15 protein-coding genes are annotated in these 16,138 nt (G+C 59.7%); 14 read left to right on the forward strand and 1 reads right to left on the reverse strand.

All coding sequences use genetic code 11. From position 1 onward, the window contains the following. From HYZ49_01390 to HYZ49_01455, 14 genes are all read left to right on the forward strand, one after another. Positions 1-437, forward strand: a 437-nt coding sequence (locus HYZ49_01390) for a hypothetical protein (GenBank protein ID MBI3240931.1), incomplete at its 5' end; no start/stop codon positions are given. 44 nt (positions 438-481) lie between these two features. Then, the gene (locus HYZ49_01395; protein MBI3240932.1) at positions 482-883 is read left to right on the forward strand and encodes a four helix bundle protein; all 402 of its coding nucleotides are present in this window, start codon (positions 482-484) and stop codon (positions 881-883) included. Positions 884-951: 68 nt separating this feature from the next. After that, a complete protein-coding gene (locus HYZ49_01400) occupies positions 952-2,592 on the forward strand; it encodes an aldehyde dehydrogenase family protein (GenBank protein ID MBI3240933.1) in 1,641 nt (546 codons plus the stop codon). A 69-nt stretch (positions 2,593-2,661) separates the two neighbouring features. Next, entirely contained in the window at positions 2,662-3,015 is a 354-nt protein-coding gene (locus tag HYZ49_01405) for a hypothetical protein (protein ID MBI3240934.1), read from the forward strand. Next, positions 3,015-4,241: a GNAT family N-acetyltransferase gene (locus HYZ49_01410; GenBank protein MBI3240935.1), complete on the forward strand. Its 1,227-nt coding sequence runs from the start codon at positions 3,015-3,017 to the stop codon at positions 4,239-4,241. The genes HYZ49_01405 and HYZ49_01410 overlap by 1 nt, the downstream gene beginning before the upstream one ends. Positions 4,242-4,318: 77 nt before the next feature. Next, positions 4,319-5,221, forward strand: coding sequence for a CoA transferase subunit A (locus HYZ49_01415; protein ID MBI3240936.1), 903 nt, complete (start codon positions 4,319-4,321; stop codon positions 5,219-5,221). A 69-nt stretch (positions 5,222-5,290) separates the two neighbouring features. Then, the gene (locus tag HYZ49_01420) at positions 5,291-6,121 is read left to right on the forward strand and encodes an alpha/beta hydrolase (GenBank protein MBI3240937.1); all 831 of its coding nucleotides are present in this window, start codon (positions 5,291-5,293) and stop codon (positions 6,119-6,121) included. A 67-nt stretch (positions 6,122-6,188) separates the two neighbouring features. Further along, entirely contained in the window at positions 6,189-6,953 is a 765-nt protein-coding gene (locus HYZ49_01425; protein MBI3240938.1) for a CoA-transferase subunit beta, read from the forward strand. A gap of 201 nt (positions 6,954-7,154) precedes the next feature. Continuing rightward, on the forward strand, positions 7,155-8,906 hold the full coding sequence (locus tag HYZ49_01430) for a peptide ABC transporter substrate-binding protein (GenBank protein ID MBI3240939.1): 1,752 nt from the start codon (positions 7,155-7,157) through the stop codon (positions 8,904-8,906). Positions 8,907-8,997: 91 nt separating this feature from the next. Continuing rightward, positions 8,998-10,074: an ABC transporter permease gene (locus HYZ49_01435; protein MBI3240940.1), complete on the forward strand. Its 1,077-nt coding sequence runs from the start codon at positions 8,998-9,000 to the stop codon at positions 10,072-10,074. A 27-nt stretch (positions 10,075-10,101) separates the two neighbouring features. Further along, complete coding sequence (locus tag HYZ49_01440; protein ID MBI3240941.1) at positions 10,102-11,034, forward strand: ABC transporter permease; 933 nt, start codon at positions 10,102-10,104, stop codon at positions 11,032-11,034. 277 nt (positions 11,035-11,311) lie between these two features. After that, positions 11,312-13,132 carry a peptide ABC transporter substrate-binding protein gene (locus tag HYZ49_01445; protein ID MBI3240942.1) on the forward strand — a complete coding sequence of 607 codons (1,821 nt, stop codon included), beginning with the start codon at positions 11,312-11,314 and terminating at the stop codon, positions 13,130-13,132. A gap of 91 nt (positions 13,133-13,223) precedes the next feature. Continuing rightward, the gene (locus HYZ49_01450; GenBank protein ID MBI3240943.1) at positions 13,224-14,186 is read left to right on the forward strand and encodes an ABC transporter permease; all 963 of its coding nucleotides are present in this window, start codon (positions 13,224-13,226) and stop codon (positions 14,184-14,186) included. Positions 14,187-14,203: 17 nt separating this feature from the next. Continuing rightward, positions 14,204-15,178, forward strand: a complete 975-nt coding sequence (locus HYZ49_01455; GenBank protein ID MBI3240944.1) for an ABC transporter permease — start codon at positions 14,204-14,206, stop codon at positions 15,176-15,178. Between the two features lie 593 nt (positions 15,179-15,771). Here HYZ49_01455 and HYZ49_01460 read toward each other — a convergent pair. Then, positions 15,772-16,138: methylmalonyl-CoA mutase (locus tag HYZ49_01460; GenBank protein MBI3240945.1), on the reverse strand; the 367-nt coding region annotated here is incomplete at its 5' end.

The following is a 16,138-nucleotide window of genomic DNA, read 5'->3' on the forward strand; positions in this document are numbered from 1 at the left end:
ACCCCGACCGGCTGGTCGTGATAGGCGGAAGCCTCGGCGCGTTTTACGCCCTGCGCACGGCGGCCATCAGCCCGCGCCTGAAAGCGTGCCTGGCTTTTGCCTCGCCGTTCGACGCCGGCAAGGGCTTGCCCGAATCCGTGGCGGGAATCCAGGAACACTTTGCTCACGTCATCGGCGCTCCCACCATCAAAGAGTCGTTTATCCTGGCCAAACCCTTTCACCTGCGCGATGTGCTGGGCAACATCAAATGCCCTGTTGCTCTTGTCCACGGTACACAAGACCACATCTGCGATTTCACCGCCTCTTACCAGATCGCTCGCCGGGTCAACAGCCCGCTCTCCGTCTTCCCGCTCGTCGGCGCAGACCACGAAGCCAGCAGTCCGTCAACGCCCGCGCTGGCAGGGCCGGGGGTTGCGTGGCTGAGGGGAGTGTTGTAGAAGAGGAGAAGGGGAGACAGGGAGAGGGGGAGACAAGGAGAACTATGGCTAAGAAGATTACAACCCATAATGATTTGGAAGTTTATCGGAAGGGATTCGACACGGCGATGGAGATTTTTGAACTGTCGAAGTCTTTCCCCAAAGAAGAGACCTATTCCTTAACCGACCAGATTCGACGCTCGTCTCGCTCAGTGTGCGCCAACCTGGCTGAAGCTTGGAGGAAGAGGCGTTATGAAGCTCATTTCATTAGCAAGCTTTCAGACGCAGAGAGCGAAGCGGCCGAGACACAGGTCTGGATTGAATTTGCTGTAAAATGTAAGTACCTGAAACGGGGCGAGGCAATCACAATTTACAAAACTTATGACGAGATTATCAGAATGCTCGTCAGCATGATCAACCATCCAGAAATTTGGGTACTCAGGCACGATAAGGCAAAGAGAGCATAAGTTCTCCCCTTCTCCTTGTCCCCTTGTCTCCCTATCACCTCATCAACTCACTCAAAGGAGATTCCTCTATGGCAACCAAGAAAGCAACCCGCAAAGCGACCCGCAAGGCTGTGAAGAAAGCCGCGCCGAAGGCCAAACCCGCGCCGTTCCGGCTGACGTATTCCACCATGTTCAGCCCGCCCGAAGAACTGCACACCCGGTTCGAGAAGGCGCTGGCCGGGGTGCAGGCCAACCTGGGCAAAGATCACGGCATGATCATCAACAACCAGGATCGCTTCACCGCCGACAAGTTTGAAGACCGGTCGCCCATCAACACCGACTGGGTGCTGGGCACTTTCCAGAAAGGTTCGGCCCAGGACGCCACCGACGCCATCTCGGCGGCGCACGCCGCCTGGCCCAAGTGGGCGGGCCTGAAGTGGAAAGATCGGGTGCGGCTTCTGCGCAAAGCGGCGGCCAACATCGAGAAGCGCGTGTACGAAATTGGCGCGGCCATGTCTCTGGAAGTGGGCAAGAATCGCATGGAGGCCCTGGGCGACGTGCAGGAGACGGCTGACCTGATCTACTACTCATGCGACTCGATGGAGCGCAACGACGGCTTCATCAAACCGATGGGAGTCGATCCGCTCGTCGGCTATCAATCCTCCAACGTCTCAGTGCTCAAACCTTACGGCGTGTGGGTGGTCATCAGTCCGTTCAACTTCCCCTTCGCGCTGGCGGGTGGCCCGTCGGGCGCGGCTTTGGTGACGGGCAACACCGTCGTCTTCAAACCGGCGTCCGACACCGCCTGGACGGGCCGACTGTTGGCCGAGTGCATCCGCGACGCTGGGATCCCCGACGGCGTGTTCAACTACATCACCGGCGGCGGCTCGACGGTGGGGCAGACGCTGATTGACGACCCGCGTGTGGCCGGCATCACCTTCACCGGCTCGTATGATGTCGGCATGAGAATCTACAAGCAGTTCGCCACCGGCAAGTATCCGCGCCCGTGCGTGGCCGAGATGGGCGGCAAGAACCCGGCCATCGTTTCCAAAAACGCCGACCTGGATCGGGCCGCCATCGGCATCATGCGCTCGGCCTTCGGCCTGCAAGGGCAGAAGTGCTCGGCCTGCTCGCGCATCTACGTCGAAGAGCCGGTGAAAGATAAATTCACCGAGAAGCTGGTAGCGTTGACGAGCAAGCTCGTCGTCGGCGACCCGACCCGCCGCGAGGTGTACAACGGCCCGGTGATCAACGCCGGTTCGTACCGCGAGTTCGGCGAGTTCACCGAAGAACTGAGCGGCACCGGCGTGTTCCTCACCGGCGGCAAGCAGTTGCGCGACGGCGACTTTGCCAAAGGCTACTTCTGCCCGCCGACGATTGTGGATGAAGTGCCGCACGATCACCGCTTGTGGAAGCACGAGATGTTCCTGCCCATCACCATGATTCACACCGTCGACTCAATTGACACCGCCATGAAAATGGCGAACGACGTGGACTACGGTCTGACCGCCGGTTTTTATGGAAGCAAGAAGGAAGCGGCCTGGTTCTTCGACAACATTCAGGCCGGCGTCACCTACGCCAACCGCCCGCAGGGCGCAACCACCGGCGCGTGGCCGGGCTTCCAACCGTTCGGCGGCTGGAAAGGCTCCGGTTCTTCCGGCAAGAACGCAGGCGGCTATTACTATCTGCCGCTCTACATGCACGAGCAGATTCACACCCTGATTGAATAGTTTTCAGTGGTCAGTGATCAGTTGCTAGAGAACATACTGAGAACTGGTCACTGACCACTGATCACCGATATGCCCAACCCCAACCCCGAAGGCCGCATCGGGCTGGCGCTTCTGCTAGTCAGCGTGATCAGCGCCTACATCTTTTTTCTCTGGGTCTCGGCGGGCAACCCAGTCAACCCGTTTGTCGTGCTGGGCCTGGCTGTCATGCTCATTGTCGGCTGGGGCGCCTATCAACGCTCCAGGCCGGCCAAGCCGCCGCCGCCGCCCAAAAAATCTTTGGGCGACCGGGCCAAGGCGCGCTTCAGCCCGCCGCCCAAGAAGCCCGCCCCGCCGCCGCCGCCAAAACCGGCCGGGCCGCCGCCGGCGAAGAAAGGCGCGCTCGATTTTCTCAAACCTAAAATCAAAGCGCCGCCGAAGAAATAATGTTCCAACCCGGCCTCGACGGCATCACCTTCACCTCACACGGCCACAAATTGCTTGGCGGCTTCTATCGCGCCGCCGGCGACTCGCCGTCGGAGATCCCCGAAGCGGAGCGCAGGGGGCGTCCAACCGCCATCCTTCTTCACGGCGTGCCCGGCGTCGAGAAGAATCTTGATCTCGCTTACGCCTTGCGCGATGCAGGCTGGAACTGCCTCACCTTTCACTATCGCGGCTGTTGGGGATCGGGCGGCGACTACTCGCTCCACAATCTGGTGGACGATGTGCGCGCCGCGACAGATTGGGTGCTCAAGCAACCTTGTGTGGACGGCGACCGTCTGGCGCTCGTGGGAAGCAGTATCGGCGGCTACACCACGCTGGCCGCCGGGGCAGCCGACTCTCGCTTTGTGGCTCTGGTTCCGCTATGCCCCCTCATTGACCCCAACACTGCCCCGCTGACGTTAGACATCTTCGACGCCTTTGCTTCCATGCTCAATAACATCACCGGCCCCCAACTGCAACAACAGTGGATGACGCTTCCGCCCATCACCGGCCTGGCGGCTCAACTCGCCGGCAAACGCATCTTCCTCGTCACCGGCGATCAGGACGAACTCTTCTCGCCCGAACACTATCAACCATTGTTAGCCGCCCTGCCCAACATCATCCAACATCGCATTCCCGAAGCCGACCACTCTTTCACCAACCACCGCCAGCAACTCGTTACTACTGTCATTGACTGGCTCACTTTCTCTTTCTCCCCTCTCTCCTCTCTCTCTTCTTCTTTTTCATTGAGACACCCGACCGAAAGCGATCACCCTCGCGTCCTCGCCATCCTCTCCGACTGGTGGGGCGGGCGCGACCTCTCGCACCTCTTGCCGCGCCTGTACTTCCAGCACTTCAACGACACCAGCTTCATCGTCGAAAAAGATGGCGAACTTGCCGCCTTCCTCATCGGTTTCATTTCGCAATCCGAGTCGGGCGTGGCATATATTCATTTCGTCGGCGTGCACCCGGAACATCGAAAGAGCGGGCTGGGCCGCCAACTCTACGAACGCTTCTTCGAGTTGGCCCGCGCCCGAGGCGCGAAAGAAGTGCACTGCATCACCGGGCCGGTAAACAGCGGCTCGATTGCCTTTCACACAAAAATGGGCTTCATCCCTTCCCAGCCGATCCCGGATTATGATGGGCCGGGGGATGATCGGGTGGCGTTCAAAAAGACGATAGACGGATGACGGACGACGAAGGATAATTGCGCCATTCAAATGACTGCTTTCGTCCTTCGTCTCGCAAAGCGGTCCTTCGTCCATATATGCCTAAACTCACTTCCCTCTCTCAAGCCATCGCCGCCCACGTTCACGACGGCGATACCGTGTACGCCGCCGGGTTCACCCACCTCATCCCGTTTGCCGCCGGGCACGAAATCATCCGTCAGGGCAAAAAGAATCTCATATTAGCCCGCGCCACGCCGGACATCATCTACGAGCAAATGGTGGCCGCCGGTTGCGCCCGCAAGCTCATCTTTTCGTATTCCGGCAACCCCGGCGTCGGCTCACTGCGAATCATTCGCGCTGAGATGGAAGCGGGGCGGCTGGAGTACGAAGAGTATTCGCACTTTGCTATGATCACCCGCCTCACCGCCGGGGCCAGCGGCCTGCCGTTTCTGCCAATGAAGTCGGTGGGAACCGATGATCTGGTGAAGGCCAATTCGCAGTATCGAACGGTGATCGATCCCTACGGTAGCGGCTCACTGAACACCGTGCCGGCCCTCAACCCGGATGTAGCCATCATCCACGCTCAACGCGCCAGCGCCGGGGGCGAGGCCCAAATCTGGGGCATCATCGGCGAACAAAAAGAGGCGGCCTTTGCCGCGAAGCGCGTCATCGTCACTGCCGAAGAAATTGTGGACGAGGCCGTGATCCGCGCTGACCCGAATCGCACCATCATCCCCGGTCTCATCGTCAGCGCCGTGTGCCACGCGCCCTTCTGCGCCCACCCGTCTTACGCGCAGGGCTACTACGACCGCGACAATCCGTTTTATCTGGAGTGGGACAAGGTCTCGTCCGATCCAGAATCCGTCAAACGCTGGCTCGACGAGTGGGTGTTCGGCGTGAAAGACCGGGACGAATACTGGGCCAAGCTGGGGGCCGAGGCTCACGAACGATTGAAGGTGAAGCCGAAGATGAGCGGGCAAGTGAACTATGGAGATTTTTGATTTTTGATTTGCGATTTTGGATTGAGAACATCAATCCCCAATCAGCAATCTAAAATCCGAAATCAAAAAATGATCCCTTTTGTTGACTTCGGCGGCGCTGGCCCGCTTCTGCATTTTGCTCATGCCAACGGCTACCCGCCTCAGGCTTACAAACAACTGATCGAGACACTCACACCGCGTTACCACATCTGCTCAATGCCGTTTCGCCCGTTGTGGCCGGATAATACGATCAATGGCTTTCGCGACTGGAACACTTTTGTCGAAGACCTGATCCGCTTCTTCGACGAGCGCGGCCACAAAGACCTGATCGGCGTGGGGCACTCGCTGGGGGCAGTGGTCACGCTGACGGCTTCCCTGCGCCGCCCCGATCTTTTTCGGGCGCTGGTGTTGATCGATCCGGTGATCTTCCATCGCCGCTTTCAATATGCCTGGCGCATCTCGCAAAAGCTGGGGTTGGCGCGGCGGGCGCATCCGCTCATTGCGCCAACTTTGCGGCGGCGGCGCGTGTTTGAAAGCGCCGAGATCATGTACCAGCGTTATCGCCGCGCGCCTATCTTTAGTCGCGTCAGCGACGCTGGCTTGCGCGCTTACGTGGACTCGATAGCCAAGCCCCGGCTCGACGGCCACGTGGAGTTGGCCTACACGCCGGAGTGGGAAGTGAAAATTTACGAGACGGCCCACTTCGATATGTGGGAAGAAATGAAGAGCCTGCGCGCGCCACTCCTGGTGATTCGCGGCGCTGACTCCGACACGTTTTTTCCGCAGGCGCTACGCCGGGTGATGAAGCACGCGCCTCACACCGTCGCCCACGAAGTTCAGGGCGCGGGCCATCTGGTTCCGCTGGAGAGACCGGATGAAGTGGGCGCAGTGATCAAAGAGTTTCTGTCGAAAGTCCGGTAAATGTATTGCGTAGTTCGTATTGCGTAATGTCCTCACGCGATACGCGATACGCAATACGCGATACGCAATGAATTACTCCTCCTCCGAACTCATGACTATCAACGCCGCCCGCCTTTTGCGCGACGGCGACGTGGTGTTTGTGGGCGTGGGCCTGCCCAACCTGGCCTGCAACCTGGCCCGCCGGACTCATGCGCCCAACCTGACGATGATCTACGAAGCGGGCGTGGTGGGCGCGCAACCGGAACGCCTGCCGCTCTCGATTGGCGACCCAGCCCTGGTCTCCGGGGCCGCCGCCGTGTGCTCGATGTACGAAATCTTCGCCTTCTACCTTCAACGCGGGCTGATTGACGTGGGCTTCCTCGGCGGGGCACAGATTGATCGCTACGGCAACGTGAACGCCACCGTCATCGGCGATTACGCCAAACCCAAAGTGCGCCTGCCCGGTTCGGGCGGCAGCGCCGAGATTGCGGCCTGGGCCAACCGCACTTATCTCATCACGCCCCATCAAAAGCGCCGCTTCCCTGAGAAATGTGATTTTGTGACCGGGGCCGGCTTCCTGGGCGGCGGCGTGGCACGCAAGGCTTCAGGCGTGCGCGGCGGCGGCCCGCAGGCCGTTGTCACCGACATTGGCCTCTTGGAGCCGGATGAGTCGGGCGAGATGATTCTGACGGCGCTTCATCCGGGGCGAACGGTTGAGGAAGCGCGGGCGAACACGGGCTGGGTGCTAAGGTCAGCCGCCTCGCCTGGGGAAACAGAGGCGGTTTCCCCGACGGAGCTGGCTCTGTTGCGTGAGCTTGATCCGCTGGGCATCTATCTCAAGGGCGGCGGGTGAGCCGCCAAAGATTTCAACCGCGAGTTGCATCCAATCTTTAGGTGACTGTCACCGGGGAGAGAACTGCCTGAATCTCACCACACAGCATTGCCCGGTGACAGTCACCTCTTAGGAAATGTTTTGCTGAATCAAAGAGTCGTTGTAGAATGCAAGCAACGCCCCCGCCCAACGCGGGACACAATTCCATAAGGAGGAGATTGTATGAAAAGCAACAGATTGTTTCTTTTGACGAGCGCGTTTGTCATTTTGGCAATGGCGCTCGCGGCCTGTGGCGGCCCGGCGGCCACGACCGAGGCTCCGCAACCTACTGCCGCCCCGCCCACCGCCGTGCCGCCTACCGCCGCCCCGGTGGCTACGGAAGTTCCAACCGAGGCGCCTCCCGCTTTTGAGGGGCTGACGAAGGCCGCCGATGACTGCAGTTACGGCGGCGAGTTCAAGTCTATTGAAGCAGTGGATCAATTCACAGTCAAGATGACGCTGTGCTTCCCCGATCCCGCCTTCCCCTCAAAGATGGCTTTCGGCGTCTTTGCTATTCAAGACAAGGATTACCTGGACGCCAATGGCGGCGATTCGGCCAAGATGAGTGAGTCGCCTAATGGCACCGGCCCGTACATGGTCAAAGATTGGGTGCATGGCGATCACATCACCCTTGAGGCGAATCCCAACTACTGGGGCACGCCGCCCAAGACCCAGACGGTGATCTTCCGCTGGTCGCCTGAGGCCGCGCAACGATTGCTCGAACTGCAATCGGGCACAGTGGACGGGATAGACAACCCGGCTCCCGATGATTTTGCCACTATCGAAGCCGACTCCAACCTCAAACTCATTCCGCGCCCGGCTTTGAATATCTTTTACATCGGCTTGAACAATGCCATACCGCCCTTTGACAATGAGAAGGTCCGCCAGGCGGTGGCCATGGCCATTGACAAGAAGCGCATTGTAGAGAACTACTACCCGGCTGGCTCATCGGTAGCCGAGCAGTTCGCCCCAGAGGCCTTGCTACCCGGTTTCAGCACCGAAGGCGATGGCGCCAAGTGGTATGACTATGACCCGGCTGCCGCCAAGGCCTTATTGGCCGAAGCGGGCTTCCCGAATGGCTTCGAGGCCACCATCAGCTATCGCGATGTGGTGCGCGGTTATCTGCCGCTGCCCGGCCAGGTTGCTCAGGAAATTCAGGCTGAGTTGGCTGAGATTGGCGTCACGCTCAAAATTAATGTGATGGAGTCTGGCGCCTACTTGCAATCAGTAGCCGCCGGCGAGCAAAGCATCTTCATGCTCGGCTGGGGCGCCGACTACCCGGATGCCACCAATTTCTACGACTTCCACTTCACGGGCGCTTCCAAGAACTTTGGCGCGCCCTATGAGGATCTGGTCGCAGAAATTCGCACTGCCGCCTCTCTCTCTGATCCGGCGGAACGCCAGCAACATTACGACCTGGTAAACGCCCTGGTCAAGCAACACGTGCCCATGATCCCGGTTGCGAACGGCGGCTCAGGAGTGGCCTTCAAAACCACCGTCGAAGGCTCGCATACCAGCCCGATCGGTAACGAATACTTCGCCGCTATGGGCACCGGCTCCGACCAACTGGTGTGGATGCAAAACGCCGAACCCGTGCAACTGTGGTGCGCCGACGAGACCGACGGCGAGACCCTGCGGGCCTGCCTGCAAGTCTACGATGCCCTGCTGGCGTTTAAGTTGGGCGGCGTGGAAGTTGTAGGGGGCCTGGCCGACAAGTGGGAAGCCAACGCTGACCTGACCGAGTGGACTTTCCACCTGCGCCAGGGCGTCAAGTTCCACAACGGCGCTGATCTGGATGCCAACGACGTGGTGGCCACTTTCGTCGCCCAATGGGATGCGAAAGACCCCAACCACAAAGGCAACAGCGGCGTCTTTGAATACTTCAACGGCTTCTTCGCCAAGCAACTCAACGCGCCGCCGCCTTCCGGCAACTAACCCGGTTACTGGATTCGTGCGCGCCTAAGTGAGCGATGGGGCCCGGCCCCTGGCTGGGGAGGCCCCATCGCTCTTTTTTTCGTCTCAGGTAATGACTCAATTCTTTCTCCGCCGCCTGCTCTTGTTGTTGCCTGTGCTGGCAGGAATTTTATTCACCACGTTTGCCATTGCTCGCCTGATCCCCGGCGACCCGTGCTACGTTGCTCTGGGGGAACGCGCCACCGAAGAGCAATGCAATGCCTACCGCGAACGACTGGGTCTTAACGACAACATCGGCGTGCAGTTCACCCGCTACCTGGGCAACGTGGTGCGCGGCGATTTTGGCGTCTCCCTGAAAACCAGCCGCCCTGTTTCTGACGTGATTGTCGAGCGCTTGCCGATGACACTGGAGCTTACCATTGGCGCAATGTTGTTCTCGACCACGTTTGGAATCCTGCTGGGCATTATCTCCGCCGTGCGGCGCAACTCGGTCCTGGACGTGGTCACAATGATCGGCGCCAACATCGGAGTCTCCATGCCCGTCTTCTGGCTGGGGTTGATGCTGGCTTATCTGTTCGCCCTCACCCTCAAAGGCACACCGCTGTGGATTCCGCCGTCGGGCCGCCTGACCTCCGGCCTGAGCATCCCGCCTCTCACCGAGACGTTTCAACTCGACGGGTTGGCCGGATTCCCGTTGGCCGCCGTCACCTTCGCCTCCAACATGTACACTCTCAACGCCCTGCTCACCGGCAATGTCAAAGTGTGGACAGATGCCGCCTGGCACCTCATTCTGCCTTCGGTGGCGGTGGGGACGATCCCGCTTTCGATCATCGCCCGCATGACGCGCTCCAGCCTGCTGGAAGTATTGAACCAGGATTACATTCGCACTGCGCGGGCCAAAGGGCTGATGCAGAGAACCGTGATCTTCCGGCACGCGCTCCGCAACGCCATGTTGCCCATCGTCACCATCGTCGGCCTGCAGGTGGGCGGGCTGTTGAGCGGCGCGGTGCTCACCGAGACAATCTTCGGCCTGCCCGGGATCGGCACCTGGTTGATCACCTCGATCCTGGCCCGCGACTACTCGGTGGTGCAGGCGGCCACAGTGGTCATTGCCATTATCTACGTCATGGTCAACATGCTGGTAGATGCTTCGTACGCTTTTCTCGACCCGCGCATCCGTCTGCAATAGCAGATCAAGTTCCCTGTCGGTTTTCAAATGGCAACTACCGTTACGCCCTCCCAGCTTGAACCCCTGAGCGTCGCCGCGCCCCGCACCCCTTTGCAGGACGCGCTTCGCCGCCTGTTTCATCATCGCTCGGCGGTGGTGGGCATGGTCATTTTGGGGTTGTTGATTTTCGTTGCCGTTTTCGCAAGCTGGTTAGCGCCCTACGATCCTGAGAAACCTTTGCGGGACGCCAAGCGCAACTCGCCGCCCTGCATTCACTGGCTCGGTTGCCCGGCTGACAAGCCGGAACATTTTTTCGGCATTGACGGCAACAGCCGCGATTTGCTCTCGCGAGTCATTTTCGGCTCACGCCTGTCCCTGCAAGTGGGCGTCGCCACGGTGACTTTCGCCATTATCATTGGCACGGCCCTGGGCGCGCTGGCCGGGTACGCCAGTGGCTGGCTCGACAACCTCATCATGCGCGTGATGGATGTCTTGTTGGCGTTCCCGAGTCTGTTGTTGTCCATTGCTATCGTCACCGTGCTGGGGCAAGGGTTGATCAACGCCTTGCTGGCAATTGGATTCGTATCCATTCCGGTCTACGCCCGAATCGTGCGGGCCAGCGTCCTGCAAGTGAAAGAACTGGATTATGTGGCCGGGTCGCGGGCGCTGGGGGCGTCGCCGCTGCGAATTGTCCTGGCCCACATTTTGCCCAATGCCCTCACGCCCCTCATCGTTCAGGGCACGCTGGGCATCGCTTCGGCCATCCTCGACGCCGCCGCGCTCTCGTTCCTCGGCCTGGGCGCGCAACCGCCAACGCCCGAGTGGGGCCTGATGCTTGGGGCCGAACGGAATCAAGTCTTTACTGCGCCACATCTGGTATTCTTCCCCGGCATTGCCATCATGCTCACCGTGCTGGCGTTCAACTTGTTGGGTGATGGGTTGCGGGATGTGCTCGATCCGCGATTAAATAGAGCCGGGTAACCGCCACTCAATAGAGAGAGGCAACGGCGGCCAAACCGGGGTGAAGGTTTTTCTTTTCAGTTGCATCCAATAACCGAGCAAAGCGCCTCATTGCAGGCATTTTGCGATTCCGTTATTTCGCCGCTGAAATACACGAAAAACAGGCCGTAAAGCTCTCCGTTGGTTGACGAATCGGGGAGATGTTGTAAAATCCGGCCACAGACGCGGGCGTTCCGCGCGCCTTGCCCCCGTCATGTCACGGGGGCGTAACATTCCCTTCACAGGAGGAGAGGATAAAATGAAAGGCAATAAACTGTTTTACTCAATGAGTATCATCGTCATTTCGGCGATGGTGCTCGCCGCGTGCGGCGGTGGCGCCACGACTGCGGCGCCGACTCAACCGCCGCCGCCGACGGCGGCCCCCGCAACTGCGGCGCCGGCTACCGCAGTCCCGGCGACCGAAGCGCCAACGGGCTGTCAGGATATTGACGCCTTCGATGCCGCAGCAGCTCCCACTGACAAGGCTGTCAAGATCGCTTACTCACAGGAACCGGATAATCTCGTGGGCTACTATTCCAATATGACCTACTCGGCGTGGGTCGGCCAGATGACCCAGCCGGGCCTGGCGGAGTGGAACGAGAATAGCGAGTACGTGCCTGATCTCGCCGCCGAAATTCCAACGGTGGAAAATGGCGGTATGACGGCCGATGGCTTGTCCTTCACCTGGCATCTCAAGCCAAACCTGCACTGGTCGGATGGCAAGTGCCTGACCTCGGCGGACGTGAAGTTCACCTTCGAGTCGATCATGAACCAGAAGAACACCGTGCTCAGCCGCTCCGGCTACGACAAGATCGCCAGTGTCGAAACCCCGGATGAGACCACTGTTGTCTTCACCTTCTCTGAGCCGTATGCTCCCTGGCAATTGCTCTTCACCTCCGGCCCGAACACCGCCAACCCCATCCTGCCCAAGCACATCCTCGAAGGGCTGGACACGCTCGACGGCGCAGCTGAAATTCATCAGCCGACAGTAACCGCTGGCGCATTCGTCCCGCAAGAGTGGGTCCCCGGCGACCACCTGACCCTGGTGGCCAGCCCCAGTTTCTATGGCGGCAAGCCCACGCTGGATGCGGTGTTCATCAAGTTCGTGCCTGATCCGGAAACGGCGCTGGCCGCGCTCCAGACTGGCGACACCGACCTGTACCCCGACTTCTCCGAGTCCGACATCCCGACTCTGGAAGCCCTCGAACCGACTCTGCACCTCGGCGTGGTTGCGACCCCGTTGTTTGAGCACTACTTCTTCAACATGGGCACCGTGGCCGGCGTAGACGGCAAAGGCAAGTCGGACGTAGATGGCCCCTGCGCCTTCAAGGACATTCGTGTTCGCAAGGCCATCATCCTCGCCACCGACCGCGCCGGGATCGTGGACGCGCTGTTGAATGGCAAGACCGTGGCCCCGGCCACCCTCTACCCGGCCAGCCCGTTCGAGAACACCGACCTCGAGCCCTATCCGTTTGACCATGATCAGGCCAATGCTTTGCTCGACGAAGCCGGTTACGCCGTCGGCGCTGACGGCATCCGCGCCGGCAAGTGCGATGGCAAGGACGTGAAGCTGTCCTTTAATTTCGAGACCACTAACAAGCAGATCCGGGTGGATATTGCCCTTATCGCCCAGCAGAACCTGAAGGATGTGGGCATCGAGTTCAAGCCGATCCACACCCCGGCAGGCTCGTTCTTCGGCCTGTACTCGGAAGGCGCGAACATGCCGAAGGGCACGTACGACATCGCAGGCTATACCACCGGCTTCTACCCGGACCCGTTCAGCGACAACTTCCTGTGCGACCAGATCCCGAACGCCGAAAACGGCGGGCAGGGCAACAACAACTACCACTTCTGCGATCCGAAGTTTGACGAGTTGTGGCAGGCTGGCGCGAAGGAGACCGACTTCAACAAGCGCAAGGCCATCTTCGCCGAAATTCAGAAGTATATGTACGACAATGCGCTGGTGATGCCGATGTACGCGCGCGCGAACATCTATGATGTGAGCGACCGCGTGGCCGGCATTAACGCTGGTTCCTACAGCTACCTGTTCTGGAACATGGAAGCGTGGGACCTCAAGTAAGCTAGTCAACACAAGCAAGGCAAAGCAGGCGGGTGAGAGTAGTCTCTCACCCGCCTGTCTTCAATAGTAACGGGAAGCCAAAGGAGAAGCCATGAGTGCCTACATTGCGCGCCGGTTATTACAGGGGTTAATCATCCTATTCATGATTTCTGCCGGGATGTTCTGGCTTACCCGCGCCGCCATCGGCGACCCTATGTCGCAATATGCAACAGCGCAAAATATTTCTGCCGCCGACAAGGCCCGCATCCGGGCCAAGCTCGGCCTCGATCAGCCTATGCCGATCCAGTATTTGCGCTGGCTGGGGCTGGCCCTGCAAGGGGACCTTGGCATCTCGCAATTCTCCCGGCAACCGGTCTCCGAGTTAATGGCCACCCGCCTGCCCATGACTCTGTGGCTGATGGTGACAGCGGAAATCGTCATCATTTCGGCATCGTTGATCATCGGCACAATCTCCGCCGTCAGGCAATATTCACTCCTCGACAACTTAATCACCTCGTTCTCATTCATCGGCTTTTCCATGCCGATCTTCTTTATCGCCCTGGGCCTGATCCTCATTTTTGCCGTGCAGTTCAAAAACTGGGGCCTGCCTTACCTGCCAACCGGCGCAGACATCTGGGACTTCAACAATCCGGTGGAAATGGCGAAGCACCTCATTTTGCCGGTGGCCTCGCTGGCCATCATTCAAATTGCCGGGTACACCCGCTTTCTGCGCTCCAGCATGCTCGAAGTCCTTAGCCAGGATTTCATCCGCACGGCTCGCGCCAAAGGCCTGGCCGAACGCGCCGTGCTGATGAGGCACGCCCTGCAAAATGCCGCCCTGCCTTTAGTGACCATCATCGGCCTCGACATTCCTTTCCTGCTTGGCGGGGCCATCGTCACCGAACAAGTCTTCGCCTGGCCGGGCATGGGACGCTTGTTCTGGGAATACACTCAACGCTCCGATTACCCAGTAGTAATCGCCGTGCTTATGCTGGTTTCTGCCGCCGTCGTCATCTTCCAAATCATCACTGATGTGGCTTACACATTTGTTGATCCGCGCATTCGTTTGAGCTAACTTGGGAGTATTTGATCATGGCCTCTACTTCTCTTAGTCAGTCTGGCAACACCCCTGTTCTCAATTTAGAGCCAGCCGAGATCCTGGCCGGGCCGCACCTTACTCCTGCCCAACTGGCCTGGCGGCGGTTTCTTAAACATCAAATGGCGGTGGCCGGGATGATCGGGGTGATCGCCTTATTCGTGTTTATTGTCGCCGGCTCATTCGTCATCTCCGAAGACTACGCCAACCGCAACGACCTCAAGGCTCGCCTCGCCCCGCCCAGCGCCGGGCACTGGTTTGGCACCGATAGCACCGGACGCGACTCCTTCGCCCGCGTCATCTACGGCGGCCAGATTTCGCTGTTCGTCGGTTTTACCTCGGTTATCCTGGCTGTCAGCCTGGGCACGCTCGTCGGCGGCGTGGCCGCTTACTTCGGCGGCTGGATTGATAATATCCTCATGCGCTTCACCGAAGCCATGCTCTCCATTCCACAGTTGTTCCTGCTCATTGTGCTGGGCAAGTTCCTCGGCAACGACATCCCCACCATTCATGTTTTCGGACGGGAATTCAGCGGCAGTGTCGGCATTGTCATCATCGTCATCGGCATCACCTCGTGGATGTATCTGGCCCGCATCGTCCGGGCCAACGTCCTCTCACTCAAAGAATTGGACTACATCTCGGCGGCCAAAGCCCTGGGCGTGAGCGATACCCGCATCTTCTTCAACCACCTCATCCCCAACACCATCGCTCCCCTCATCGTCTCGGCCACCCTCGGCCTCGCCGGGGCCATCATCACCGAAGCCTACGTCTCCTTCCTCGGCCTCGGCGTCCAGCCGCCCACTGCCACCTGGGGCAACATGATGCAGGCGGCCATCTCGTTCATTCAACGCGGCGCGTGGTGGATGTGGTTCTTCCCCTCGATCTTCATCGTCATCACCGTCCTCTTCATCAATTTCATGGGCGACGGCCTGCGCGACGCCCTCGACCCGCGCACCCGAAAACAGCTATAATCGAAACAGATGACAACCTTACGCGAACTGCTTCGCGCCGCCAGCCGCACCTTTGCCCTGGGCATCGAGCGTCTGCCTGGTGTCCTCGGCGACGCCGTCATGGTCGCTTACCTGCTGCTGCGCGTCTCGGATTATCTGGAAGACAACGAAGACATGCCGCCCGACAAGAAAGTGGCCCTGCTAAATTTGTGGGATGAAGTGCTGGCCGGTCGGGCCGACGTGACTCAACTCACCGCCATCATCGGGGTCACCGACGGCTCCAACCCCGACGCCGCCGTGGCCGAACACGCCGCCGAGGTCATCGCCCGCCTGCGCGCCCTGCCGCCCGAAGTGCAAGCGCCCATCATCAGCAACGTGCGCGACAGCACCCAGGGCATGGCCCGTTGGGTGGCCCGCGGCCCGGTGGTCGAAAACGAATCGGACATGGACGACTACATGCACGAAGTGGCCGGGCGCGTGGGCTACCTGCTCACCCATCTCTTCTCGTGGTATTCGTATTACGTCCGCCTGCACAAAGACGCCCTCATGCCGCTGGCCCGCGAGTTCGGCCTGGCCCTGCAAACCGTCAACGTCATTCGCGGCTTGCGCGGAGACTACCAGCGCGGCTGGATATTTGTGCCCCGGAGCTTCTGCCAGCTTACCCCTTTCTTCTCGGCCATGACGAGATACATCGCGAATATGATGCTCGCGCTGCAGTTGATGGTCATCGAGGTCGTCACTTTTTCGAGGTCTATGCCGTCGAAGAGGACCTCCATATCGGCGAGCGAAGATACGGACACGCCTTCCTTCCCGACCTCCCCCTTCGAGCGTTCGTGGTCGCTGTCATAACCCATGAGCGTAGGCATATCGAACGCGGTGCTGAGACCGGTCTGCCCGTGCTCCATCAGATACTTGAAGCGCTGGTTGGTGTCCTCAGGGGTCCCGAAGCCAGCGAACTGGCGCATTGTCCAGAGACGACCC

This window comes from Chloroflexota bacterium (genome assembly GCA_016197225.1).
Taxonomy (GTDB): Bacteria; Chloroflexota; Anaerolineae; order Anaerolineales; family VGOW01; genus VGOW01.